Below are 23,751 nucleotides of genomic sequence, written 5' to 3' on the forward strand. Positions count from 1 at the left end.
TATGCCTGACAGGCGGAGATCGGCCGTCAGACGAGGCCCGCGTCGTGCACCAGCAGCGCCACCTGCACCCGGTTGTTCAGCTCCAGCCTGGTCAGCAGCCGCGACACGTACGCCTTGACCGTCGCCACGCTCATGAACAGCTCGCCGGAGATCTCCGCGTTCGTCCAGCCCCGGCCGAGCGCGAGCGCCACCTCCCGTTCCCGCTCGGTGAGCCCGCCGAGCAGCCGCAGCGCCCGCTCCCGCCGGGGATCCGGACCCGCCGGCCCGGCGCCGGTCACGTGGGTGATCAGCTTGCGGGTGACCGCCGGGGAGAGTGTCGCCTCACCGGCCGCCACCCGGCGCACCGCCTGGACGATCTCGGCGGGTGGGGTGTCCTTGAGCAGGAAGCCGCCCGCCCCGGCGCGCAACGCCCGCAACACCTGGTCGTCGGCGTCGAAGGTGGTCAGCACCAGCACCTCCGGCGGCCGGGGCAGCGCCCGCAGCGCCTCGGTCGCCGCCAGCCCGTCCACCCGGGGCATCCGGATGTCCATCAGCACCACGTCGGGCGCGTACGCCGCGACCGCGGCCGGCACCTCGGCGCCGTCGGCGGCCTCGCCGACCACCCGCATGTCCGGCACCCCGCCGAGGATCATCGACAGCCCCGCCCGGACCAGCGCGTCGTCGTCGACGATCAGCACCCGGACCGGTGCGGCGTCCCCGCCGGTCACGCCGGCCACGGCAGCCAGGCCGCGAGCCGGAAGTCCCCCGCCTCGTCCCGCCCGTGCGCCAGCCGGCCACCGGCCAGGGTGACCCGCTCGGCGATGCCCACCAGGCCGGTGCCGGCCCCCGGGATCGACGGCCCCGGGGAATCCCCCACCGGCCACGGGTTGCGGACCTCCACGGTGAGGCCGTCGCCCGGCCGGCCGGCCAGCCGGACCCCGACCACCGCCCCGGGGGCGTGCTTGCGGGCGTTGGTCAGCCCCTCCTGCACGATCCGGTACGCGCTGCGCCCGACCGCGGCGGGCACCGTCCCGGCGTCGGTGACCAGGTCCTCGGTGCTCACCCGCACGCCGGCCGCCCGGCACTCGACGATCAGCGCCGGCACGTCGGCGAGGGTCGGTTGGGGGCGTTCCGGCGTCGCCGTGTCCTCCCCGCCGGTCTCCGCACGCAGCACCCCGATCACCTCGCGCAGGTCCTGCAGGGCGGCGTGCGCGCTGGCACGGATCACCCCGGCCGCCCGGGCCACCTCCTCCGGCGGCGCGTCCGGCCGGAACTCCAGCGCCCCGGCGTGCAGGCTGAGCAGCGAGATCCGGTGGGCCAGCACGTCGTGCATCTCCCGGGCGATCCGGGTGCGTTCCAGCTGCCGGGCCTGGGCCACCCGCAGGTGCTGCTCGGCCTCGGCCCGGTGCGCCCGCTCGCGCAGCGAGATCACCAGCTGGCGGCGGGCCCGGACGAACATCCCCCAGGCCAGCACCCCGCCGACGAACGACGCCGTCCAGACCATCGCCGCCCAGAACGGCAGGCCCGGGTCGGGTCGGATGCTGAGGTAGACGGGCGTGAGCAGCAGGTGCGCACCGACCAACGGCGCCGCCACCGGGAACGGCCGGTGCACCACCACGGTGAACAGGATGACCAGCAGGGCCGCCCCCGCGGTGACCGAGAAGACCGCGAGCGGCAGGGCGGCCACCGCCAGCGCGACCGGCCAGCGCCGGCGCAGCCACATGGCCGCCGTGGCCCAGACGCCCACCACCAGGTCGACCTCGTTGAGCCAGGACGGCCCGGCGTTCAGCGCCAATTCCGGTGCCGGCCCGAGTGAGTCGCCGTAGGACAGCAGCACCCAGCTCAGCGAGAGCAGGAAGGCGAGCCCGTCGACCAGCCAGTCCCGCGGCGTCCGGCGGATCACCGGGGCCGCGGGGGTCAGGGCCCCCGGCAACAGCCAGGGATGTTCGGGTACGACGACAGTGCTCACCCACCAATGCTAGATAGCCGTCCGGCCCCGCCGACAGCTACCAAAGTCGACGACCGCCGTGGCCACAGGTGTACCCGGCTCTCGACCACCGGCCGCAGCGCGGCGCCGGGTGGCCCCGGCAGGCTCAACGGCATGATCACGGTTGAACACCTCACCAAGCGGTACGGCCCGCACGCCGCCGTTGACGACGTCTCGTTCCGCTGCGAGCCGGGCACGGTCACCGGCTTCCTCGGCCCGAACGGCGCCGGCAAGTCCACCACCATGCGGATGATCTGCGGGCTGACCCCGCCGACGTCGGGCGGCGCCACCGTCGCCGGCCGCCCCTACCGGCAACTCGCCAACCCGGGGCGGGAGATCGGCGTCCTGCTCGACGCCTCGGCGCAGCATTCGGGGCGGACCGGTCGGGAGGCGCTCACCCTGGCCGCCGGGACGATGGGCGTGGACCGGCGGCAGGTGGCCGCCAAGCTCGACCTGGTCGGGTTGAACGCGGCGGCGGCGAAGCGGCGGGTCGGGGCGTACTCGCTGGGGATGCGGCAGCGGCTCGGCCTGGCGCTGGCGCTGCTGGGTGACCCCCGGGTGCTGGTGCTGGACGAGCCGGCGAACGGCCTGGACCCGGAGGGGATCTTCTGGATGCGCGGCCTGCTGCGCGACTTCGCCGACCGGGGCGGCACCGTGCTGCTCTCCTCGCACCTGCTGCGTGAGGTCGAGGCGGTCGCCGACCGCCTGGTGGTGATCGGCGGGGGCCGGATCGTCGCCCAGGGCGGCAAGGACGAACTGCTGGCCGGTGCCGGCACCCTGGTCCGCGCCCGGGACCCGCGCGCGTTGCGGCTGACCCTGGACCGGGCCGGCCTGCCCGCCACCGCCAGCACCGACGGCGGGTTCGTGGTACGGGCCGAGGCCGACGCGGTGGGGCAGGCCGCCGCGGATGCCGGTCTCGTCCTGACCGAGCTGCGCCCCGCCGGCAGTGGCGGCCTCGAACAGCTCTTCCTCACCCTCACCGCCGGCACGTCGACGAAGGAGGCCGTCAAGTGACCGCCACCACCGCACCCGCCCTCACCGTCCGCCCCGCCCCGGCCGGCCCATCGCTGGCCCGGCTGACCGGGGTCGAGCTGCGCAAGCTCGCCGACACCCGGGCCGGCCGCTGGCTGCTGGCCGCCATCGGGCTGATCGCCGCCGCCATCGTCGCCGTGCAGCTGTTCGTCCTCGACGACGACGCGCAGACCTTCACCGGGTTCTTCACCCCGTCGCTGCTGCCGATCGGGCTGCTGCTGCCGGTGCTGGGCATCCTGTCGATCACCGCCGAGTGGTCGCAGCGCACGGCGCTGACCACCTTCGCGCTGGTGCCGCGACGGGAGCGGGTGGTCGTCGCGAAGCTCGCCGCGCTGGTGCTGGCCGCGCTGGCCTCGGTGGTGGTCAGCCTGGCGGTGGCCACCGTCGGCATGCTGGTCGCCCAGGTCACCGGCGGGGCGGGCAGCTGGGCCTTCGACTGGTCCCTGCTGCTCCACGCGGCCGTGCTCCAGGTCGCCAACGTGCTGATGGGCGCGGCCTTCGGCCTGCTGCTGCTGAACACCCCGCTGGCGATCGTGTCCTACCTGCTGCTGCCCACGGTGTGGACCATCCTCGCCGCGATGGTCGCGGCGCTACGCGGACTGGCCCGCTGGCTGGACACCTCGGCGACCATGGAGCCGCTGTTCGGCCCCGAGGTGACCGCCGGTCAGTGGGGGCGCCTCGCGGTGTCGCTGCTGGTCTGGGTGGCCGTGCCGCTCGCCGCCGGGCTGGTGCGCACGCTGCGGCGCGAGGTGGCGTGACCGTGCGCGCCGAGGGGCCCGGCGACGCCATCGTCGTCGACGGCGGAGTCGGGGAGCTGGTGGTGATGTGGGCCGGGTTCCCGCTGCTCGGCGCGGGGTTGGGCGCGGCGCTGACCGTCGTGGCCGGCTGGCTGGCCGACCTGCCGTGGGTGCCGTTCCAGCACTGGTTCGTGCTGCTGGCGGGGCTGCCGGAACAGCAGGCGTTCGCTGGTGGAATGGCGGTGCCGGCGCTGGCCGGCCTGCTCGTCGCGTACGTCGGGACGCGGGAACGGCTCACCGTGACGGTCGACCGGATCGGCGTGCGGCTGCACCGCGACGGCCACGGCCGGGACCTCGCGCGGGCCTCGGTCGCCACCGTCTTCGTCGACGGGAAGGCGCTGGTGCTGCTCGACCCGGACGGCGCGGAACTGGCCCGGGAGAAGTCGGACCTGGGCGCTGAGCGGCTGCGCGCCGCGTTCACCGGGCAGGGCTGGCCGTGGACGGAGGCCGACCCGCACCGGGACGCGTACCGGCGGTGGGTGGACGGGCTGCCGGGGCTGCCGGCCGGCGGGGACGCGCTGCTGCGGGCCCGCCAGCGGGCGGTCGACGCGAACCGCCGGGACGACGCGGGCGACCTGCGCCGGGAACTGGCCCGGCTCGGGGTGGTGGTGCGCGACGAGGACGGGCGTCAGTACTGGCGGCTGGCCCGGCTTCCGCTTCACCGGGAGGAAACCGGTGACGGACGGTAGCGTGGCTGGGGAGGAGCCCTGACGCCCGGGAGCGTGGTCGATGACCGAGCAGCAGCCGTACCGGGTGGTGGCCAGGCACCCCGGCTTCGAGCTGCGCCGGTATTCGGCCCACCTGGCCGCCGAGATGCGCGTCGACGGGGCGTTCCTCGAGGCGGGTAACGCGGCGTTCCGGCCGCTGGCCGCGTACCTCTCCGGGGCGAACCGGTCCCGGCGGAAGGTGGGCATGACCGCGCCGGTGGTGCAGGAGGAGGGCGAACGGCCCGGCTGCTGGTTGGTGCGGTTCGTGCTGCCGGCCGCGCTCACCGCCGCCACCGCACCCGAGCCGGAGGATCCCCGGATCACCGTCCGGGAGATCCCCGCCCAGCTCGCCGCCGCCGTCCGCTTCTCCGGCCGGTGGAGCGAGAAGGCGTTCGGCCAGCGGGCCACCGCGCTGGGCCGGGCGGTCACGGCGGCGGGCCTGACCCCTGTCGATGGGATCCGCTACGCCCGCTTCGACCCGCCGTGGAAGCCCTGGTTCCTGCGCCGCAACGAGGTGGTGCTTCCGGTCGCCGAGTGACCGGGCCGCGGAGAAGGCCGTACCGCCCTACACTCCGGTGTTCCCGCCCCCGTCACCCGGAGGACCGCCCCGTGCGTCGCTGGACGACAACACTTGCCCTGCTCATGGTCCTGACCGGCTGCGCCGGCGAGCGGACGGAGCGGCAGGAGCAGGTGCCCGCGTGGCGGGGCGGCACGGCCGCCGGCCCGACCACTCCAGCTCCGCTTGGCCGGGCCGAGGCGCAGCAGCGCTACCTGCGGATCGTCCGGCCGTACAACGTGGCGCTGGAGAAGCTGGAGGACGCAACGAAGGCCGGGAAGCCGTGGCGGACCGTACGGGAGTTGGCCGCCGAGGTGGCCACGAAGAACGCGACCCACACGGTCGGGCTGCGGGAGACGCCCTGGCCGGTGGAGGCCCGGGCGCCGATGGCGTCGCTGCTCGCCGAGAACGACATGGCGCTGGAGCACTGGCGGCGGGCGGGACGGACGACGGGCCCCGAGGAGTTGATGCGCGAGATTCGGGCAGCCGCCGCACACAGCGGTTCCCGGGAGGCAAACGAGGTCCGATCCGCGCTGGGCCTGCCCGCGTACCGGGAGTCCTGACCCCGGCGCACCCGGTGCCTGATCCTTCCTGGCCTTGACCGGTCGCATCGGCCGACGGTATCGGCTTCCGTCATGGGCGGTCTACTGCCGATCCACCCGGCCCGCTACCGTTCCCGTCTGGGGAGGTGCCGGCGGCATGTACGTGGTGTCCGTGATCAACTACAAGGGCGGGGTGGGCAAGACCACCCTGACCGCCAACCTCGGTGCGGAGCTGGCCAACCGGGGGATGAAGGTGCTGCTGATCGACCTCGATCCGCAGACCAGCCTGACCTTCAGCTTCTACGACCCCGACGACTGGCGGGAGCGGCTGCGCGACGGGCGCACCGTCAAGCGCTGGTACGACGGGCTGCGCGGGGACACCCCGGCGGTGCCCCTGGGCGAGCTGGTGGTCTCCCCCGGCCCGGCCAACGCCCACCTCACCGGCGCGGGGCGACTCGACCTGATCGCCTCGCATCTCGGCCTCACCGACATCGACCTGGCGCTGGCCCGGGGCGTGGCCGACGGCGACGAGTACGACGTGGAGCTGTTCCGGGTGCGCGGCTCGCTCGCCGAGGGGCTGCACGACGAGGCGCTGGGCGGCTACGACCTGGTGCTGATCGACTGCCCGCCGAACTTCAACGTGGTCACCCAGTCCGCCATCATCGCCAGCGACCACCTGCTCATCCCCGCGAAGGCCGACTACCTCTCCACCCTCGGCATCGACTACCTCTGCGGCAACGTCCGGGAGTTGGTCGACCGGTACAACGCCGACTCCCGGCGGTTCGCCACCATCCGCCGGCACCACAAGGTGGCCCCCGGCATCGCCGGGGTGGTCTTCACGATGATCCAGTTGATGGCGCAGCGGCCGATCGCCGCCCACCAGGGCTACATGGACCAGGTGCGGGAGCTCGGCCTGCCCGTCTTCCCGACCATGCTGCGGGAGAACGTCACGCTGTTCGCCGCCAACACCCCGCGCGGCGTGCCGGCGGTGCTGCGCAACCGGGTGACGGCGCCGGCCGTCCAGGAGGAGCTGCGCCAGATCACCACCGAGTTCATGGCGCACCTGCAACCGGCGGAGGTGGTGGCGTGACCGACGGCACTCTCGCCGCCTCGGTGCTGACGCGGGTCGCCGAGCTGCTGGCCGACCTGCCGGCCGCCGACGTCGCGGCGCTGGCCGAGGGCCGCGCCCGGCTGGCGGTCCTGCCCGTCGCGCCTCCCGTCACCGCCGCCGGGCCGCCGGCGCCACACCCGGCCGCCGATCTCGACGGGGCGGTGACGGCGCTCGCCGCCATGACCAGCCGGGCGGACGGTACGGCGTACCTGACCCCGTGGCCGGCGAAGGACCTGCGGGCGCTGGCGGCCCGGCTGGGGCTGCGCGGCGTGGCCGGGCTGCGCAAGGCCGAACTGGTGGACCGGCTCGTCGACCGGACGGTCGGCTTCCGGCTGAACTCCGCCGCCGTCCGCCAACTCTGAGGCGGTGCCGAGCGGGGACGCGAGGCCTAGGCCGTGTTTCATAGCGGGCTGACCAGTAAGCCCTGGCCTGGGCCGTCGGCGCGTTGTCGGCGTACCGGCACAAGTACAAAGCCAGGTACGGCTCGAAGCGCAGACCCTGCACCAGGTCGGCCTGCCTCCAGCGATCGGCCACCTTGCCGACTGTGGGCTCTGGCGACGGCCACGGTCGGTAACCGTACGTGGCGGATGCCCCCGAGTACCGCGAGCCGCTCGGCTTCCGCATCTGCCGAGAACAGCGCGTCGTAGTTACGACCAATCGAGGCGAGCGAAGGTGTCCTCGCCGGGCCGCCAAACCATGAGCCCGGTCAGCTGGTACATGGGGTCGTAAACCTGCAAGTGCGCGATTTCCGGTCCACCTAGGTCCGCTGGCGGGCTGACACCATCGCGGACCTGCTTCGAGGGCGGTGACGATCACAGGGCCAGATTGGTCGTTGATTCTTGTCACGCGGCCAGACTGGCCCGGTAAAGGTCAGAGCATCGCGAAGGGGTTCGCCGAATGGTCAGCCACGGCCGACATCGGCTGCGGGCTTCCCGGCGACCAGCCCGGCGACCCAGTCTGACAGAGCCACGCCATCCACATTCTCGGTGTAGAAATCCTCGTTGTCCACGACCATGTGGTCGTCACCGGGTTCCGTGTACGTGTGCAGGGTTACGCCGGCCTTCTCGATCTGCGCCTCGGTGGTCCGGAGCAGCGTCGCGACGTCGTCGGACGGGGTGCCGGCGAGCGTGAGGTGGAACTTCTGGTTCTCGTCCTGCGAGTGGTCGATGCGGGCGAAGACGATGTCGGGGTGGCGCTCGGCGGTCGCGATGAAGAACCCCGGCATACTCGGGTCGGCGGGGAGGGCCTTCGCGTTCCAGGCCTTGCCGGTCAGGACCTTGTTCATCTGGGGTACGTCGGGGTACGAGCCCGACGAGTCCGAGATCGACGTGACGTGTGCCGTGGGCAGGCGATCGGCCACCAGGCCCGCGTAGAGCGGGGCGGACACCGAGCCGGCGCTGCCGCCGATTACGACCACGTCGGTGGCCTGCGGGAAGGACTTGACCAGCTGGGCGAGGGCGGCGGTGCCGTTGGCGTACCCGTGATGATGGATGGTCAGCCCGGGGGCGTACGTCGTGTCGGCGTCGCCGAGATGCACGTCCGCCGTGCAGTACGGGACGTACACGAACGAGTAACCGGCGAACGGGTTGCGCGCGTTCTTGGCGTCGAAGATGCCGCCCTGGTCCGGCGGCTCGACTGTGGTCTGGTACTGGTTGCCGCTGTCCTTCGCGCACGTCGCGGCCGACCAGCACGCCCCGCCCCCGTCCAGGAAGAACACCAGCTTCTTCGGGTCGCTGGTCCGGACGTAGAAGTTGTACTTCGACCCGTCAGCGCACTCGCAGTCGCCGCCCGGCGTCTTTGTCTCCCAGCCCGCCGCGGCGGCGTCGTCGCGGTCGGCGTGCGGTGCGGCGTTCGGCCCGGCCGTGCCGAGGAAGTGCTGGCAGGCGTCGCGCGCCGCGTTCACCTTGGAGTCCGACTGAGCGGGCATGCCGAGCGAGATGCCGCCGTCGGGCTGGACCGTCGGGTCGGGCCAGTCGGTGATGCCCTGCTCACGCATGCAGGCGGCGAACTTCTTCGCGTCTGCGAGCGCCGCCGCCTGGTCAGGGGCGCCGGCGGAGGCTGTGGCGACGGCGTTGGTCGAGGTCGGCGCGTCGTCGCAGGCGGCGGCGGACACCGCCACGCCCACGGCGAGCAGCACGGCGATCCCTCGACGGCTCAGGTATTCGGTCATGGAACATGAGGTTAGGCAGACCCCCTCGGCGGCACATCGGTCACCGGATGTATTCTCCGGCCCGCGTCATCCCTCCGATGTAGTCCGCACGGCGCCCTCCCCCACCGCGCGCCACATCGCCAGCACCGGCGCCCACGCCAACATCCGCACATGCCGCCGAGCGAGCGTGGGCTGCGCGGACGATCGGTTGTGCCGACGAGCGGACGAGCGGAAAGTATCCGGGTGCATTCGGTCACGGCAGCCGGCCCGGCCTCACGGATGTCGTGCCGGCGGGCGATGATTCCGCGGTGAGCATTCCGGTATCCCTGCGCGAGTCTCTGCACGATCCGGTGTTCTGGGCGCGGTACACCTTCGCCGCGGAGGATGGCCCGGGCGCCGACCGGCTCGGCGCCCTCGAAGACCTGCTCGACGATGACGATGACGATGACGAGCAGGACACGGCGCTCGACGTCGCCTTCGACGTCGGAGGCGGTCACCGAGTCCTGCTCGGCGTCGACACCCGGCTCGGCGCGTACGAGTTCGGCATCACCGGTCCCGACTCCGCCGAGCCGGCCGAACTGGGCTGGGACGATTTGGCGCACTGGCACCCGTACGCGCTGCGCTGGTCGGAACTCGATCTGATTTGCCAGGCGATCGCTGTGCGGGACCCGCAGTTGACCCACCCCGGGGTGCCGATGACTCTGCTGTGCCGATTCACCGCGGTCTTCGACGACGACGACGTGGACCGTGCCGTTGCCAGCGTCAACGCGGCGTACGCCGCACTACGGCCCCCGGACTGGGACGGTTACTGGCCCAGTGGCGCCGACTGGCTCGAACGCGCCGACTTCCGCGGCCAGAAGGTGGTCTGGCGCCACGACGAAGCAGGCAACGCGTGGGCCGAACAGGACGACGACCACGACACCGACTTCTACAGCACCCGGGTGACACCGCCGACGGAAACCGGCGAGCACTTCCCGCACACCCGGCTCAGGACCCTGCTGGCCGCCGCCGAGACCACGGTAAGGACGGGATCCCACCCTTGACGACGACGGACACCGGCTCCCTCGCACTCGCCGGCGAGGTGGCGGTGGTCAGATGTGCCCGCCGGCACCTCGTGCGACCGGTAAGCCTGACGGGATGCGCTCGGCAGAAGACTGGCAAGGGTGTTGGACGTCCGCTTCTGCCGCTGGCCGGGCGTTCGAAGCCGCCCGGTAGTGCCGAAGAATCTTCAGGATGCAGCGGCGGATCCTGCCGGTTCAGTCGTCGAACTCGAAGCCGTGAGTCTTGGCGAGTTCCACGAGTTGCCGCACACGACTGCCGTCGGCCGCAACCGCATGCAGCCGGACGGCCAGGTCGTCCAGTGCGGCGCGATCGCTGCTGTAGGCGAGGAAGGCACCGGCCTCCGCATCGGACGAGAAGCGCCCGTCAAGGGCGGGAGTCTCAGTCATGACGAGCAGTTCGACGATCCCTTCCCAAAAGGCGCCGTTGGGCTCGTGGCCGAGTTCGGAGATCACGTCATCCACGTCGGTGGTCCCGGCCACCAGGTAGAGGCGATGTTCACCGGGCGCAACCTCCGTCACGTCGATCGAATCCATCAGCGGATGGTGGCAGGCCGGTGCGACTGCCACAAGTTCGCACTGCCCTCTCGACCGCAGGAACCCCTGACGCGGCACATCCGCTCACTCATGCCGCGTTCCGCGTGGTCGCGTCACGTGCCTGTCAGTTGGGTAGTCACCCGGGCACGGGCTCCAGCCGTTCACGGTCCCGAGTGAGCATGAAGCGCAGCGGCCCGCCGTCACCATGAACCTGCCAGCCTGCGGGGAGCGCCGCCTGGATCAGTCCCGCGACCAACTGCGGCGTGACCGGGGCCAGGGCGAACACCTCGGCCACCCGGTCCGAAGGCGCGGTGATGATCGGTCCATAGTTGAGCCACGGGTCGTCGAAGGCCACCCGGACCTCCAATTGGGTGCCCCGCCTGGTTGCGATATGCCAGACCTTGACTACGACGTGACCGGGGTCGACGTGACGGACCATCCATCGGTAATCGACATCGTCGACGCGAATCCTCCGCTTGCGGATCCTGGCCATGGCGCGAGGATAGGCGGCCGCGCCATCACCGCGGAAGCGGAATTCGCGACAGACCGTCAAGGCCAGAGCGTACCCAGGCAACGGCAAATCGGGAGCCCGCGCCGGCATGAGGTTACGGGACCACCGACGACCCCGTAGTCAAGGCGTACTCAACTGCCGCTGGTCATGCGCGGCCGGGCGAACTGCGGGGACGCGTTCATCGGCAGTATTCGGCGTGTAGTTCTGCGAAGGGGTAGCGCCGGTCGGGGTGGTGCCGGGTTCTGCCCATGACGATCTCGGCGCAGCAGTGCGTGTCGGGAGTCCGGGCACGATGCGCTGGACACTCCTCGGCCAGCCCGCGGACATCGTCTGCCTGTAGCTCGAACGCCTCCCGGCTGCCGGTCAGGATCAACGTGTCGGCGGCGACTTCCCACCGGAGGTCGTCGCGAAACTCGCGGTACCAGGATCGTTGATGGTCGGCGACCGGCCGCTTCGGCCAAGCGCCGGCAGGCAAGGTGACCGTGTCCACCGCTCCGCGATCCAAGCGGGCGCGGACCTGCTTCCACCTCGACGGCGGCAACGCGAGACGGTGATGGAGCAACACCAGGTCGAGTGGCCGCCCCCACCCGCATCCGGGCGTGGTAGCGGCACGTAGCGGCAGGTAGACGATGCTGTGCGGCGACCGACCGGCCAGACCCCACGCCATTGCGAACATCGTCGCCGTCTGCTTGTCGAGACAAAACTGTGCGCCGAGGTGCCCTTCGTAGAGCCCTGCGAGACCGGGGACTCGGGCGGGGCGGACGACACGGTACTGGTGGTTCCGGTACCCGACCGTGCTGACACGTACCGGCCACCGGTACTCGGCCAGGCGGTAAACCACCTCAGCATCACCCCTCGGCCATCCGCCAGATCCTGCCTACGCGGGAGATCGTCACCGCTGTCACGGTCAGCGGCAACCGGCTTTCTGGCCTGCCCGCCGAATTGATGCGCGCCGCCCGCAACACGCACATCTGCCGCAATCCGAGCGCTGCGCAGGGTTACTTGACCGCTCGGGACTCGTGGTGCGGAGTAGCCGCAGTCCGGGCGCTGACCTTCGTCGGTGAGCGACCGGATCTGCCGATGAGCGCGCATCTGATCATGGCCGATGACGTTTGGCCGACAACCGCAAGTAACCCCGCTCAGGCGGCTGGCTCAATCCAGCGGCACTCCTCGAATGCTGTGGCGTACTGGACGGCCGTCTCCACCGACGGTGAGCCATGAGCCGTCGCCGAGCGGGGTGTCGTGCACGTCATACGCCTCCAAAGCTCAGCGTCTGGCGCGCCAGCGGCTCCTAGGTTTCACCGCGCGGTCTGCTGCCACCTGGTTGACAGCACCGGTACACATCATGGCGTTTCGTCACGGGGCACGCACACCCTTGCGTGTGCCAACTCCCGTTCCCCGGTGCCACGTACGACGTGGTGTCCTGGCTGCCCGGCAGCGGGTCGGCGTCAGGATGCGCGGTCGGGCTGGGTCCACCAGATCAGGCGTGCGGCGACGACCATGAGGCACGCCAGCGCCCCGACCGCCAGCAGCAGTGTGAAGGCCGGGTAGAGGTAGACGGTCTGCAGCCACGAGATGTCTTGGCCGCGGTACAGGAAGCTGACCACCCGGTGGAGCGTCAGCGTCAGCGTCAGCGTCAGCAGATACGGCGCCAGCCGGGCCACGGCGGCCGGGCCGGGCCGGCGGTGGTCGGCCCACCGGCGCGAACGCCGGACCCCGCGCACAGCCAGGACCACGACGCCGACGGCGAGTAGGAGGAGTACGAGATCGGTCACGATAAGCGGCGTCGGCGACGTCTGCGCCGACACCGGTCGGCCCTCGATCAGGTCGATGAGTTGGGCGCCGAGGTCTGCCGCGTCACCGTACTGGCTGCCGCTGTTCGCCAGGACCGCGACACCGTACCCGGTCGCTGGGAGCAGCGCCTGGTATGCGGTGATGGTGATCAGGCCGCCGGTGTGTTCGACCAGGGGCACACCCGAGGGGGTCGTTTCTACATACCAGCCGAGGGCGTAGGAGCTCCCCGTCGGCGGGCGGCGCATTTCGGCGATGGCGGTCGATGAGACGACCGGCGTGCCGTCGACGCCGCGGCCCTGGTCGTTCTGGGCGATGAGCCAGTTGGCCAGGTCGCGTGCGGTGCTCAGTACGCCGCCGGACCCGTTGCCGAAGGCGGGTGGTTCGGGCAGGGCGACGGGAATGCCCGCGATCATCTGGTGGCCGCGACCACTCGGGGGGAGGTCGTCGGCGGTGTCGCCGGTGCTGCTGTCGGCCATGCCGAGCGGGTCGAACACATGCTGTTTCAGGTACGTGTCGAACGGCTGGCCGCTGACGACCTCGATAAGCCGGGCGGCGACCTGGTAGTTCGGATTGTGGTACTCGAAGCGGGTGCCAGGCTCGGCCGCCAGGTGCGCCGTGCGCATCGACGCGACCGCCTCCTGCAACGTGTGCAGCGCAGGCCCGCTGAACGACCGGTACGTCGTGTCGGACAGGCCGGAGGTCTGGTGGAGCAACTGCCGCACGGTGATTGCGGCCGCCCGGTCATCGGCCATCGTGAACTCCGGCAGATACTCGCGCACCGGCGCGTCCAGTCGCACCCGTCCGGCGTCCACAAGCTGCATCATCGCAAGCGCGGTGATGGACTTGCTCAGTGAGGCGACCGCCATGACTGTGCGGTCGGTGACGGCCGCGCCGTCGGCGGTGCGCCCGTAACCGGCGGTGTGCACCACGTCGCGACCGTGGGTCACGGCCACCGCCACCCCGGGTGTTCGGGTCGCGTCACGATACGCGCGCACGACGGCGTCGATCGAGGCGGCGTCGACCACGGGTCCGCGAGCGGGAACAGAGACGGGGATCGCCGGTACGGCGAGAGCTAGCGCGATGAGGGCATGAACGAGCACCGCCCAAGCCTGGGGAATGTGCCCGTCGTCCCGCATCGGACCGTGGTCCGAAGCGTCCGCCGCGCTCCGTCGCTACGCTGCATCAATGGTGTTCCGGCGATGGCCGCTGATCGCGCTCGACGCAACGGCCGCGGCTGCGGTCATGGCCGCGGTCGTGCTGCTGCGGCCGATCTCGGGATGGTGGGTGTGGTGCCTGGCCAGCTTCCTGGGGCTACCGCTGGCGATGCGGCGACGCTGGCCGGTCCCGGCGTTCGTGGTGGTGGCGCTGGCCACCGCTGCGAGCCTGGTCGTCGGGGTCGGTACCGAGGTCGCGGTGTACGCGGTGGCGTTCGCGCTCTACCCGGTCGCGGTGTCCTCGGCGCGGGCCGCGGCCTGGGGCCTCGCCGGTGCGCTCGGCGGAGTCCTGGTGCCCGGTGCGGTGGACGCCTTCACCGCCAGGCTGCCGATCGTCGCGCCCCGCGGCAACGTGGAGTCATTCACGACGGCACCGTTGACCGTGGCCGTCTACAGCATCACGGTCATCGCCGCCACATGGGCACTGGCCTGGAGCCGCCGTATCCGGCGCCGACACGTCGCACAACTCGCGGAGTTGCACACCGCACGCGCGATCGCTGAGGAACGGCTCCGCATCGCCCGGGACGTTCACGACGTCGTCGGCCACAATCTCAGCCTGATCGCCATGAAGGCGGCGGTCGCCAACCACCTGGGCACCGAGCGGGAGGCCGCACTGCGCATGATCGAGCAGGTCAGCCGGACAGCACTGAACGATATCCGCATGGTCCTGGAGGATCTGCGCGCAGATCCGGAGTCCACGGCCAATCTCGACGGGCTAGTCGACCAGACCCGGGCGGCCGGTGTCGACATCACGATCGACCAGGGGGACCTGTCGTCTGTTCCGGCCGGTGTACGGGCGTCCATGTACCAGATCCTGCGGGAGTCTCTGACGAACGTGCGCCGCCATGCCCGCGCCACCCACTGCCGGGTCACCGTCACCGTGGCATCCGACGCGCTGACGCTGGCAGTCGTGGACGACGGTGCGGGGCCGGGCGGCGAGAACCCTTCCGGGCACGGCTTGCTGGGCATCCGCGAGCGGGTCGCCATGCACGGCGGCAGCCTGTCCGCCGGCCCCGAACCGGCCGGCGGATTCGCTGTCCGCGCGACCCTGCCGCTTCCGGCATGACGGGCGAGCCGATCCGCGTCCTGCTGGCCGACGACGATCCCCGCTTCCGCCGCACGGTCGCCACGCTCATCGAAGCTGCGCCGGACCTAAGCGTCGCCGGTGAAGCCGGCACCGGGCGTGAAGCCGTCGCGCTCGCCGCCGCTCGCCGGCCCGATGTCGTGCTCATGGACGTCCGGATGCCCGACCTCGACGGCATCGCCGCCACCGCTCGGATCACCACCGAGACACCCGCCGCACGTGTCCTCGTGCTCACCACCTTCGACCTGGACGACCACGTCTATCGGGCGCTGCACGCGGGTGCCAGCGGTTTCGTCCTCAAGGACATCACCCCGGCCCGCCTGATCGACGCGATCCACACGGTCGCCGCCGGCGACGCGCTGCTCGCTCCGAGCGTCACCCGACGGCTCATCGCCGCCTCCCTCCGCCGGACCGCGCCCCGCCGCTCGCTGGACAGCGTGACCCCGCGCGAACGCGACGTCCTCACACTGATCACCCGCGGGCTGTCCAACTCCGAGATCGAGGCGGTGCTGCACGTCAGCCGCGGCACCCTCAAGACCCACATCGGGAACCTGCTCACGAAGCTGGCCGCCCGCGACCGCGCCCAGCTGGTGATCGCTGGATACGAAGCCGGTCTGGCCGACGTGTCTGGAGAGCCAGTTGGCCCGCGACAACCGCATCGGCAAGTCAACCGCCTACGACTACCTGCATGACGGCATCGAGGCATTGGCCGCCCCCGCGCATGACGCGATCCACACGCAGTCGCTGCAGCTTCCACCGGTATCCGGATCTGCCGCGATTCGCGCGCACCCACGTCTACCGACAGCGTCACGCTGTCGAGTGCGGCATCAACCAGCTCAAACGCCACCGAGCCGTGGCTACCAGGTTCGACAAGCGCGCCCTGCGCTACCAGGCCACCCTCCACCTCGCCGCGATCAACGCATGGCTCTGACCCCCGCTAGGAAACACGGCCTAGGCTGGGCGGCACCAGACGTAGACGGGTGAGGAGGCTCGGTGGCCAGTGTGGAAATCCCGACCGCTCACGCAGCCGGGGAGCCGGCATGATCCGGTACGCGGGGCTGCTGCGCGGCGTCAACGTCGGCACCACCCGGCTGGCGATGGCCGACCTGCGCCGCCTGGTCGCCGACCTGGGTCACGCCGACGTGCAGACCTACCTCCAGTCGGGCAACGTCGTGTTCGGCAGCGGCTCCGCCGACACCGAGAAGTTGGCGAAGGGGATCGAGCAGGCGCTCGCCGGCGAGCTGGGGTTGACCGTGCCGGTGCTGGTACGCAGCGGCGCGGAGCTGGCGGCAGTGGTCGACGCCAGCCCGTACGCGGGGCGGCAGGACGACCCGACCCGGCTGCTGGTCGCCTTCCTGGCCACGGTGCCAGCAAAGGCGAAGGTGGCGGCGCTGACCGTGCCCGGCGGCGAGAACGTCGAGTTCACCGTGGCCGGTCGGGAGGTCCACCTGCACTTCCCCGACGGCGGGTACGGCCGGTCGAAGTTCACCAACGCCTACCTGGAGAAGCAGTTCGGGGTGGTGGCCACGACCCGCAACTGGAAGTCGGTCCGGGCGCTGCGGGACCTGACAGCGGCCTGACCGGGGCCGCCGGGGCACCACATCGGTCCGGGCTGCTCGTCCGTCCGGCCGATCAGGACTTTTCGATCTTGCTTTCCGTCGGTGCCCCTCGATACGCTCCCGCGACTGTTTCATTTGTGAAAGGACCGCAGTGACCGCTCCTGTTTCCGTCGGCACCCAGAAGTCCTGGGTTGTCGCCCTGCTGCTCTGCTTCTTCGTCGGTGTGCTCGGCGTGCACCGGTTCTACGTCGGCAAGGTCGGCACCGGCATCCTGCAGCTGGTCACCCTCGGTGGCCTCGGGATCTGGACCTTCATCGACTTCATCATGATCCTGGTCGGCGCGTTCCGCGACAAGCAGGGCCAGCCGCTCGCCAAGTGACCCGAGCGCCGTCGGCGGGGTCGGGATCCACGTGATCCCGGCCCCGCCGCCGTTGCCGGTCAGAAGTGGTACGCCGTCCCGTACTCCGGCACCAGCACCCGGGTGCGCGGGGAGGCCCGGCGGACCGCGGCGACCAGGTCGTCGAGGCGCCGCCGGTCGGTGGGGTGCACGGTCGGCGGGTTGGTCAGCGGGGTCTCGAAGTTGTCCCAGTGCACGGGCACCACGACCTTCGGGTGGTCCAGGGCGGCCATCAGCCGGGGCACGTAGTCGGCGGTCGAGGTGGTGGCCTGCAACGCCACCATGGCCACGTCGGGGGCCAGGCCGGTGAGGTTGCGCTCGGCAAAGTCGCTGGCCCCCATGAAGAACACCGACGGGCCGCCGTCGACCCGGATCTGGTACGCCAGGGTGTTCCCCTCGGGCAGGTCGGCGATGGTGGCGGGCCGGGTGGGCGGGGTGACCCGTACGCCGGGGAAGGCCAGGGACCAGCCGGCGTTTCGGCTGTGCAGGGAGCTGACCACCTCGATCGTGTGGTCGCCGAATTCGAGGATCTCGCCGCCGGAGACCGGGCTGAGCTGGCCCGCCGGCAGCCCGTACGCCAGGCCCAGGTGGTAGGCGGTCAGCGTGCCGAAGACCCGGGCGCCGGTCCGCTCGGCGATGTGCGGCACGTCGTTGTAGTGGTCCCAGTGGGTGTGGGTGACCAGCACGGTGGTGGCCCGGTCCACGAGGGAGTCGACGAGGGCGGTGTCGACGGTCAGCGGGGTGGCCGGGTCGAAGGCGCCGGTGAACAGGCCGGTGTCTTGACGATCTCTCCGCCCTAGAGGACGGAGATTCCCTCCACGCTGCGCGTGGAACACGCGGCGTCCGGGCGGATTCCTGCTTCCCCGCGCGGTGCCGGCACGGATGCCGGTCTTACCTGCGCTCCACAGGCGTTTGGGCTCTCGGCGCGTCCCGCCGCGAGCATGTTGATGGCCGCGTTGACGTCCCGATCGTGGGTGCTGCCGCACGGGCAGACCCACGATCGAACGCCGAGCGGCAACTTCTCGTTGATCCGGCCGCAGTTCGAGCACATTCGGGTGGACGGGAAGAACCGGTCCACCCGGCCGAAGGTACGCCCGTACCGGGCAGCCTTGTACTCCAACATTCCGGTGAAGCTGGCCCACCCGGCGTCGTGTACCGACGTGGCGAGCCGGGTCCGGCCGAGACCGACGACGCACAGGTCCTCGACGTACACCGCTTGGTTGTCGCGGATGATCGTCGTGGACAGTTTGTGCTGCCAGTCCCGCCGGGTATCGGCCACCCGCGCATGCTCCCTGGCGACCTTGACGACGGCTTTCTTGCGGTTCTGGGTCCCGCGCTGCTTGCGGGACAGGTCCTGCTGCAACCGGCGCAGCGTGCGGGCCGCCCGACGCAGGAACTTCGGCGCGGTCACCTTCGTCCCGTTGGACAGAACGGCGAAGTGGGTCAGCCCCAGGTCGATGCCTACCTCGGAGTCTGTCTCCGGGAGCGGCTGATCGGTGGTCTGGACAACGAATGAGGCGAAGTAGCGGCCCGCCGCATCCTTGACCACCGTCACCGAGCTGGGCTCGGCCGGCAGACTCCGGGACCAGCGCACCGGCACGTCCCCGATTTTCGGCAGGCGGAGCCGGCCATTGTCCAGCACCACGAACCGGGAGTTCCTGGTGAACCGGATGGCCTGCCGGTTGTCCTTGCGGGACCGAAACCGCGGCGGCGCGACCTTGCGGCCCTTGCGCTTGCCGGACAGCGAGGCGAAGAAGTTGCGGTACGCGACGTTGAGGTCGGCCAGGGCCTGCTGGAGCACGACTGCGGACACCTCACCCAGCCACGCCCGTTCGGGAGTCTGCTTGGCTTGGGTGATGATCTGCTTCGACAGGTCGCCGTCCGGAACGTACGGCAGCCCGGCGGTTCGCGCCTGCTGGCGTGCGCGCAGCCCGTCGTTGAACACCACCCGCGCGCACCCGAACGCCCGCGCCAGCGCTTCCTGCTGGGCGGGCGTCGGGCAGACGCGGCAGTTGTACCGAAGCTGCACATCGGACAGCCTATCATTGGTCTATGGTCGAAATTGAGAACGTCCGTACCGGCAGGCACTGCGTTTTCGTCTTGCACGCCCACTTGGTCTTCGTGACGAAGTTCCGGCACCGGGTGTTCACCGACCAGCACCTGACCCGCCTGGAGGAGATCATGCGGGCCGTGTGCGCCGACTTCGAGTGCGAGCTGGTGGAGTTCAACGGTGAAGGCGAGCACGTCCACCTCCTGGTGAACTTCCCGCCCAAGGTCGCCCTGTCGAAACTGGTCAACAGCCTCAAAGGCGTCTCCTCGCGTCGATTGCGCCAGGAGTTTCCCGACCTCGTACGCCATTACCACCGAGCCAATCGCCTCTGGTCCGCCTCGTACTTCGCCGGCTCCGTCGGCGGCGCACCCCTGACCGTGCTGCGCCAGTACATCGAGCAGCAGAACCAGCCGGGTTAGAGCACGTCGGGTTGCGTTTCGGCCCGCCGGTGGCCGTACCGGTGGGGGTGCTGCTGCCCCGGGCCTCGCCGCTCGCCCGCCCGCGCGAGGTGGCCCTGGCCGACCTGGCCGGGCTGGACCTGGTCGCCGCGCCGCGGTCCACCGCCCCCGGCTGGTACGACCACGTGCTGGACGTCTGCCGCCGGCACGGTTTCACGCCGGGCCGGGTGCGGCCGGCCAGTAATCCGGAGTTCATCTTCGGTCTGCTGCTCTCCGGGGGCGCGGTGGCGCTGGAGCCGGAGTCGCTGGCCCGCCGGGAACCCCGGATCGGTTGGCGCCCGCTGGCCGGGCAGCCGCTGGTGAAGCGGACCGCGGCGGCCTGGCCGGGCCGCTCGGCCCACCCGGCGGCACCGATGTTCGGGCAGCTCGCGGCGGAGGTGCTGGCCACGGTCGAGCCCACGCCGCCGGCCGCGGTGGCGCCGTCGGCCCGGCCCTGGCCGGTGCTGTTCGACGCGACGTCCGACTGAGAAGTTCGCGCGCCGCCCTCCCGCTGTTCACCGCGAGCCCGTTAATATCGCCGACCATGAATACGAAGAACATCACCCGCCCGCGACCCGGGCGGCTGGTCACGGCGTTCGCGCTCGCCGTCACGCTGCTGACCTCGGTGGCGGTGGCCGCGACGTCGGCGGCGGCGGCGACCACGTTGACCGTGGCGCAGGCCCTGGCCGCCCAGGACGGCCGGACCGCCACGGTCACCGGGTACGTGATCGGTCAACCCACCGCCACCAGCACGGTGATCACCTCCAACTTCACCGCCGACACCGCGATCGCCATCGCCGACACCGCGACCGAGACCAGCACCGGGCGAATGCTCTACGTCCAGGTCACCACGGCGTTTCGCAGCAGCTTCGGGCTGCTCACCAACCCGGGCCTGCGGGGCCAGCAGGTCACCGCGACGGGGACGCTGACCGCCTACTTCAGTCACGGCGGGCTGAAAAACCCGACCGCGATGAGCCTCGGTGGCACCCCGCCGTCGCCCACCCCCACCGCCTCCCCCACCCCCACCTCCACCGCCGGCCCGTACGACTCGACGTACTACGCCGGCGCGGTCGGCAAGACCGGCACCGCGCTGCGCAGCTCCCTGCACTCGATCATCCGGACCCAGACCAGGCTCACCTACGACCAGGTCTGGGAGGCGCTCAAGGACACCGACCAGGACCCCGCCAACGCCAACAACGTGCTGCTGCTCTACACCGGACGCTCGCAGACCAAGACCAGCAACGGCGGCGGGGTGGACGACTGGAACCGGGAGCACGTCTGGGCCAAGTCGCACGGCGACTTCGGCACCGCCACCGGCCCCGGCACCGACGTGCACCACCTGCGCCCCGAGGACGTCTCGGTCAACTCGCTGCGCGGCAACAAGGACTTCGACGCCGACGGCAGCACGGTCGCCGAGGCCCCGGGCTGCTATACCGACGCCGACTCGTTCGAGCCGCGCAACGCGGTGAAGGGCGACGTGGCCCGCATGATCATGTACATGGCGGTCCGGTACGAGGGCGACGACGGCTGGCCGGACCTGGAGATGAACAACTCCGTCGCCAACGGCAGCGCCCCGTACCTGGGCCGGCAGTCGGTGCTGCTGGCGTGGAACAAGCTCGACCCGCCGGACGCTTTCGAGCAGCGCCGCAACCAGCGCATCTACGAGCGCTGGCAGGGCAATCGCAACCCGTTCGTCGACCACCCGGAGTGGGCGACCGCGATCTGGGGCTGACGGCGAGGGTCGCCGGCGCGGGCCTCCGCGCCGGCGACCCCCACCGATCAGCGCGGCGCGGGGACGACCGCCGGGGCCTGCTCCAGCACCGCCGAGGGCAGCTGCGGCCCGGCCGGGAGCGCTACCGGCTCCTTGGCCCGGGTGACCAGCTCCACCACGGTACGGCTGAGCCGCTGCGAGGACTCCGACATGGACCGGTTGGCGGTGACGATCGCCCCGACCACGTCAGCCCGCTTCTGCTGGCCGTAGCGGACCGCCTCCTCGATGCCCCGGGCCTGCGCGTCGATTGACTCGGCGACCTCCAGGATGGTCTCCGGGCGCACCGTCGGCGTCTGGATCACCCGGGCGATCTGCGGCACCGCCGTCCGCGACGCCGCCGCGTACGCCGAGAGCACGTCGTTGGCGCCGTCGGCGACCGCCTGCTGCATGTCGGCGGCCTGGTTGGCCTGCAGCAGCAGCGCCCACTGGGCGATGGTCAGCTTCATCGTCGGGATGGTCAGGTTGATCAGCAGGGCCAGCCGTTGGCCGAGGCCGTAGTTGAGGGTGCGGATGTTGCGCACCTGCGGCGAGGTGGACCAGGCCACGAAGAGCCGCTGCTGGAACTCGTTGATCCGCACCTCGAGCGCCTGGACGAACTCGGTGACCACCGAGAGCCGCTCCCGCTGGTCCCGCTCGTCGGGGGCGCCCGGCGTCACGGTGATGGACTGCGCGTCGGCGAGGGCCTCGTCGCGGACCAGCTCCATCACCGCGATCGCCCCGACGAGCTGGCCGATGGCCGCCTCGTTGGCCTTGTAGAGCTCGTCGCAGAGCACCACGTTGCGACGCAGCTGCAGCTGCTTGTCGGTGAGCTGCCCGGCGACCCGGTCGAGCTGCTGCTCGACGGTGCGGGCCTCCTCGAAAAGCATCTCCAGCAGGTCGCGGCCCTTGCGGAACAGGCCGCGGATGGCGTCGGAGAACTTGGTGAAGGTCTCGCGCACCTTCGGGTCGCTGGGGTCGTACTTGCGGCGGAAGCTGCGCATCCGGTCGTTGATCTCGTGCATGATGCCGGTCAGTTCCGGGATGTCGACCCGGCCGACCTCCCGGAAGATCCGGCTGACCTGGGCGTTGACCTGGTCGAGTGCCTGGTTGCCGAAGCTGCCCAGCGCCTCGGTGTTGGTGAGCATCGTCGGGTAGAGCTGCCGGGCGGCCTGCTGGGCCTGGCCGAGCTGCGCCGGGGTGAGCAGGTCCCTGCACGCGAACGTGGTCGGCTCGGCGCTGGTCGCCAGGGCCGTGGTGATGGCGGCGTCGGCGGCGCCGGCGGGCGGGTCGGCCGGGCCGCCGACGATGCTGCCGAAGTCGATCTGCAGTCCCTCGGTCATGAGGTGGTCCCCTTCACTTGCAGGTGCTGGCGTTCTTCATGCAGCTGAGCAGCGCGAGCGTCACGTCGGCGGCGGGCGCGGGCGCGGCGCGGATCTGGTCGGCCAGGCCGATGCCGGGGAAGTCGGCGACGTCGTTCGCGCCGACCTGCACGGCGGAGCGGAACCCGTACCGCTTCCACGCGATCTCCTGGATCTTCGGGTCCTTCATGGCGTCGACGAACCGGCCGGCGGCCGGGTCGAGGGCCAGCAGCGGGTGGTCGCTGTAGATGGTCGGGTCCGGGTAGAGCACCCGGACGTTCTTCAGCAGGGCGGCGCTGTTGTCGCCGCTCTGCACCACCTGCTGGATGATCTGGTTCTCGTAGCCGGCGTAGAGCGGCGCCTTGAATTCGCCGCCCTGGGTGAGCCACTCCCGGAACCCGGAGTCGGAGCTGCGCGACTGCAGGCCCTGCGCGTCGTGCAGGGCCCGCATGGTCGGCAGCGCCTTACGGGCCTGGGCGAGGCTGGGCGCGGAGAAGCCGTCGGCGGTGGCGATGATGTTGAGTTGGAGCTGGGCCAGGGTGAAGCCGCTGTTGGACTTGGCCGGGTCGGTGCTGGCCACGGTGATCGGGCCGCGCAGGTCGGCCGCGCCGATCGCCTCCCAGGTGCCGCGCTTGACCACCTGGTCCAGCAGCAGGCCCTTCATGTCCACCACGAAGTACCGCTCGCCGCGGCGCTGGACGATGCCCTTGCGGATCAGCGCGTCGGTGCCGCGCGGCCCGGCGTAGATGACCTCCGGCGACTGGAGCAGGTTCTCCGCCCGGTAGTCCGGGAACGCCCCCGCGTGCTGGGCTTCGAAGACGCCCTGGGCGCTGCCGCTGGACGGCCAGAGGCAGTCCAGCTTGCGGGCCTTGATCACGTCGGTGCTCAACTGCACCTGGTCGTACGAGCCGAGCGGCTGGAAGGTGACGTCCAGCCGGTAGGTTCCGCGCAGGATCCGCTGGACCTCGGCGTCCGCCATCAACTCGGACTTCTCCGAGCCGCCCACACAGGCGACGGTGGTGGGTGGGCCGGCGGCGGGCGGGGTGTCGGCGGACCGCTTCCACAGCACCGCCGCGGCGACGCAGACGACGATCACCGTGACCAGTCCGATCAGGAACCGGATGATGCTCGGCAATCTCAAC

Annotated in this window: 26 protein-coding genes and 3 pseudogenes; 17 read left to right on the forward strand and 12 right to left on the reverse strand. The window is 71.2% G+C overall.

The features are described 5' to 3' along the window. Positions 1-26: 26 nt before the first annotated feature. Entirely contained in the window at positions 27-716 is a 690-nt protein-coding gene (locus tag ABZ807_RS25120) for a response regulator transcription factor (protein ID WP_357162668.1), read from the reverse strand. Beyond that, a complete protein-coding gene (locus ABZ807_RS25125; protein WP_357162671.1) occupies positions 704-1,948 on the reverse strand; it encodes a histidine kinase in 1,245 nt (414 codons plus the stop codon). The genes ABZ807_RS25120 and ABZ807_RS25125 overlap by 13 nt, the downstream gene beginning before the upstream one ends. Before the next feature lie 132 nt (positions 1,949-2,080). On the opposite strand from ABZ807_RS25125, the gene ABZ807_RS25130 reads away from it, so the two are divergent. The 7 genes from ABZ807_RS25130 to ABZ807_RS25160 all read left to right on the forward strand — a co-directional run bounded on the left by ABZ807_RS25130 (position 2,081) and on the right by ABZ807_RS25160 (position 7,073). After that, on the forward strand, positions 2,081-2,980 hold the full coding sequence (locus ABZ807_RS25130; RefSeq protein WP_357162674.1) for an ATP-binding cassette domain-containing protein: 900 nt from the start codon (positions 2,081-2,083) through the stop codon (positions 2,978-2,980). After that, positions 2,977-3,756 carry an ABC transporter permease gene (locus tag ABZ807_RS25135; protein ID WP_357162677.1) on the forward strand — a complete coding sequence of 260 codons (780 nt, stop codon included), beginning with the start codon at positions 2,977-2,979 and terminating at the stop codon, positions 3,754-3,756. The genes ABZ807_RS25130 and ABZ807_RS25135 overlap by 4 nt, the downstream gene beginning before the upstream one ends. A 2-nt stretch (positions 3,757-3,758) precedes the next feature. Continuing rightward, positions 3,759-4,484 (forward strand): hypothetical protein, encoded by a 726-nt coding sequence (locus ABZ807_RS25140; protein WP_357162680.1) that lies wholly within the window; start codon positions 3,759-3,761, stop codon positions 4,482-4,484. Positions 4,485-4,524: 40 nt separating this feature from the next. Next, a complete protein-coding gene (locus ABZ807_RS25145; RefSeq protein WP_357162683.1) occupies positions 4,525-5,040 on the forward strand; it encodes a heme-binding protein in 516 nt (171 codons plus the stop codon). A gap of 71 nt (positions 5,041-5,111) precedes the next feature. Then, entirely contained in the window at positions 5,112-5,621 is a 510-nt protein-coding gene (locus ABZ807_RS25150) for a hypothetical protein (RefSeq protein ID WP_357162686.1), read from the forward strand. 136 nt (positions 5,622-5,757) lie between these two features. Next, entirely contained in the window at positions 5,758-6,690 is a 933-nt protein-coding gene (locus ABZ807_RS25155) for an AAA family ATPase (RefSeq protein WP_357162689.1), read from the forward strand. After that, positions 6,687-7,073, forward strand: coding sequence for a hypothetical protein (locus tag ABZ807_RS25160; RefSeq protein WP_357162692.1), 387 nt, complete (start codon positions 6,687-6,689; stop codon positions 7,071-7,073). The genes ABZ807_RS25155 and ABZ807_RS25160 overlap by 4 nt, the downstream gene beginning before the upstream one ends. Before the next feature lie 539 nt (positions 7,074-7,612). On the opposite strand, the gene ABZ807_RS25165 is transcribed toward ABZ807_RS25160, so the two are convergent. Further along, a complete protein-coding gene (locus ABZ807_RS25165; protein WP_357162695.1) occupies positions 7,613-8,881 on the reverse strand; it encodes a pectin acetylesterase-family hydrolase in 1,269 nt (422 codons plus the stop codon). A gap of 287 nt (positions 8,882-9,168) precedes the next feature. On the opposite strand from ABZ807_RS25165, the gene ABZ807_RS25170 reads away from it, so the two are divergent. Further along, positions 9,169-9,903: a hypothetical protein gene (locus ABZ807_RS25170; protein WP_357162698.1), complete on the forward strand. Its 735-nt coding sequence runs from the start codon at positions 9,169-9,171 to the stop codon at positions 9,901-9,903. 213 nt (positions 9,904-10,116) lie between these two features. Here ABZ807_RS25170 and ABZ807_RS25175 read toward each other — a convergent pair whose 3' ends face one another. From ABZ807_RS25175 to ABZ807_RS25195, 5 genes are all read right to left on the reverse strand, one after another. After that, positions 10,117-10,455 (reverse strand): Imm51 family immunity protein, encoded by a 339-nt coding sequence (locus tag ABZ807_RS25175; protein WP_357162701.1) that lies wholly within the window; start codon positions 10,453-10,455, stop codon positions 10,117-10,119. Positions 10,456-10,591: 136 nt separating this feature from the next. Beyond that, positions 10,592-10,948 (reverse strand): hypothetical protein, encoded by a 357-nt coding sequence (locus tag ABZ807_RS25180; protein WP_357162704.1) that lies wholly within the window; start codon positions 10,946-10,948, stop codon positions 10,592-10,594. Between the two features lie 196 nt (positions 10,949-11,144). Then, a complete protein-coding gene (locus tag ABZ807_RS25185; RefSeq protein ID WP_357162707.1) occupies positions 11,145-11,456 on the reverse strand; it encodes a hypothetical protein in 312 nt (103 codons plus the stop codon). A gap of 958 nt (positions 11,457-12,414) precedes the next feature. Continuing rightward, positions 12,415-13,860 carry a serine hydrolase domain-containing protein gene (locus ABZ807_RS25190; RefSeq protein ID WP_357162710.1) on the reverse strand — a complete coding sequence of 482 codons (1,446 nt, stop codon included), beginning with the start codon at positions 13,858-13,860 and terminating at the stop codon, positions 12,415-12,417. 72 nt (positions 13,861-13,932) lie between these two features. Continuing rightward, a complete protein-coding gene (locus ABZ807_RS25195) occupies positions 13,933-14,133 on the reverse strand; it encodes a hypothetical protein (protein ID WP_357162713.1) in 201 nt (66 codons plus the stop codon). On the opposite strand from ABZ807_RS25195, the gene ABZ807_RS25200 reads away from it, so the two are divergent. From ABZ807_RS25200 to ABZ807_RS25225, 6 genes and pseudogenes are all read left to right on the forward strand, one after another. Further along, positions 14,120-15,040 carry a sensor histidine kinase gene (locus ABZ807_RS25200; protein WP_357162716.1) on the forward strand — a complete coding sequence of 307 codons (921 nt, stop codon included), beginning with the start codon at positions 14,120-14,122 and terminating at the stop codon, positions 15,038-15,040. The two genes, ABZ807_RS25195 and ABZ807_RS25200, sit on opposite strands and share 14 nt — an antisense overlap. After that, positions 15,037-15,642 (forward strand): annotated as a pseudogene (locus ABZ807_RS25205) (response regulator transcription factor); the annotation flags it as partial. The gene ABZ807_RS25200 and the pseudogene ABZ807_RS25205, both read left to right, overlap by 4 nt. A 49-nt stretch (positions 15,643-15,691) precedes the next feature. Then, a pseudogene (locus ABZ807_RS25210) lies at positions 15,692-15,778 on the forward strand (IS5/IS1182 family transposase); the annotation flags it as partial. A 76-nt stretch (positions 15,779-15,854) separates the two neighbouring features. Continuing rightward, a pseudogene (locus ABZ807_RS25215) lies at positions 15,855-15,989 on the forward strand (IS5/IS1182 family transposase); the annotation flags it as partial. 109 nt (positions 15,990-16,098) lie between these two features. Continuing rightward, positions 16,099-16,638 (forward strand): DUF1697 domain-containing protein, encoded by a 540-nt coding sequence (locus ABZ807_RS25220; protein ID WP_357162719.1) that lies wholly within the window; start codon positions 16,099-16,101, stop codon positions 16,636-16,638. A 130-nt stretch (positions 16,639-16,768) separates the two neighbouring features. After that, positions 16,769-16,996: a TM2 domain-containing protein gene (locus ABZ807_RS25225; RefSeq protein ID WP_357162723.1), complete on the forward strand. Its 228-nt coding sequence runs from the start codon at positions 16,769-16,771 to the stop codon at positions 16,994-16,996. A 59-nt stretch (positions 16,997-17,055) separates the two neighbouring features. On the opposite strand, the gene ABZ807_RS25230 is transcribed toward ABZ807_RS25225, so the two are convergent. Further along, positions 17,056-17,850 (reverse strand): MBL fold metallo-hydrolase, encoded by a 795-nt coding sequence (locus tag ABZ807_RS25230; RefSeq protein WP_357162726.1) that lies wholly within the window; start codon positions 17,848-17,850, stop codon positions 17,056-17,058. Then, positions 17,811-19,043 (reverse strand): transposase, encoded by a 1,233-nt coding sequence (locus tag ABZ807_RS25235; RefSeq protein WP_357162729.1) that lies wholly within the window; start codon positions 19,041-19,043, stop codon positions 17,811-17,813. The genes ABZ807_RS25230 and ABZ807_RS25235 overlap by 40 nt, the downstream gene beginning before the upstream one ends. A gap of 23 nt (positions 19,044-19,066) precedes the next feature. Here ABZ807_RS25235 and tnpA point away from each other — a divergent pair, with 23 nt between their 5' ends. Genes tnpA through ABZ807_RS25250 form a run of 3 tightly spaced genes read left to right on the forward strand, consistent with a single transcriptional unit; the run spans position 19,067 to position 21,233 of the window. After that, a complete protein-coding gene (gene tnpA, locus ABZ807_RS25240) occupies positions 19,067-19,483 on the forward strand; it encodes an IS200/IS605 family transposase (RefSeq protein ID WP_357162732.1) in 417 nt (138 codons plus the stop codon). Positions 19,484-19,494: 11 nt separating this feature from the next. Next, entirely contained in the window at positions 19,495-19,989 is a 495-nt protein-coding gene (locus ABZ807_RS25245; RefSeq protein WP_357162735.1) for a LysR substrate-binding domain-containing protein, read from the forward strand. A 56-nt stretch (positions 19,990-20,045) separates the two neighbouring features. Then, positions 20,046-21,233 carry an endonuclease gene (locus ABZ807_RS25250; RefSeq protein WP_357162738.1) on the forward strand — a complete coding sequence of 396 codons (1,188 nt, stop codon included), beginning with the start codon at positions 20,046-20,048 and terminating at the stop codon, positions 21,231-21,233. Positions 21,234-21,280: 47 nt separating this feature from the next. Here ABZ807_RS25250 and ABZ807_RS25255 read toward each other — a convergent pair whose 3' ends face one another. Together ABZ807_RS25255 and ABZ807_RS25260 are read right to left on the reverse strand one after the other, a co-directional pair. Then, positions 21,281-22,591, reverse strand: coding sequence for a toxic anion resistance protein (locus ABZ807_RS25255; protein ID WP_357162741.1), 1,311 nt, complete (start codon positions 22,589-22,591; stop codon positions 21,281-21,283). Between the two features lie 13 nt (positions 22,592-22,604). Further along, a complete protein-coding gene (locus ABZ807_RS25260) occupies positions 22,605-23,750 on the reverse strand; it encodes a hypothetical protein (RefSeq protein WP_357162744.1) in 1,146 nt (381 codons plus the stop codon). Position 23,751: the final 1 nt, after the last annotated feature.

Source organism: Micromonospora sp. NPDC047548 (genome assembly GCF_040642975.1).
In the GTDB taxonomy this organism is placed as follows: Bacteria; Actinomycetota; Actinomycetes; order Mycobacteriales; family Micromonosporaceae; genus Micromonospora.

Coding starts and splice junctions, on each gene's coding strand:
- ABZ807_RS25130 (WP_357162674.1), top strand. CDS start 2,081: ATGATCACGGTTGAACACCTCACCAAGCGGTACGGCCCGCACGCCGCC.
- ABZ807_RS25145 (WP_357162683.1), top strand. CDS start 4,525: ATGACCGAGCAGCAGCCGTACCGGGTGGTGGCCAGGCACCCCGGCTTC.
- ABZ807_RS25155 (WP_357162689.1), top strand. CDS start 5,758: ATGTACGTGGTGTCCGTGATCAACTACAAGGGCGGGGTGGGCAAGACC.
- ABZ807_RS25165 (WP_357162695.1), bottom strand. CDS start 8,881: ATGACCGAATACCTGAGCCGTCGAGGGATCGCCGTGCTGCTCGCCGTG.
- ABZ807_RS25175 (WP_357162701.1), bottom strand. CDS start 10,455: ATGGATTCGATCGACGTGACGGAGGTTGCGCCCGGTGAACATCGCCTC.
- ABZ807_RS25180 (WP_357162704.1), bottom strand. CDS start 10,948: ATGGCCAGGATCCGCAAGCGGAGGATTCGCGTCGACGATGTCGATTAC.
- ABZ807_RS25220 (WP_357162719.1), top strand. CDS start 16,099: ATGATCCGGTACGCGGGGCTGCTGCGCGGCGTCAACGTCGGCACCACC.
- tnpA (WP_357162732.1), top strand. CDS start 19,067: ATGGTCGAAATTGAGAACGTCCGTACCGGCAGGCACTGCGTTTTCGTC.
- ABZ807_RS25250 (WP_357162738.1), top strand. CDS start 20,046: ATGAATACGAAGAACATCACCCGCCCGCGACCCGGGCGGCTGGTCACG.
- ABZ807_RS25255 (WP_357162741.1), bottom strand. CDS start 22,591: ATGACCGAGGGACTGCAGATCGACTTCGGCAGCATCGTCGGCGGCCCG.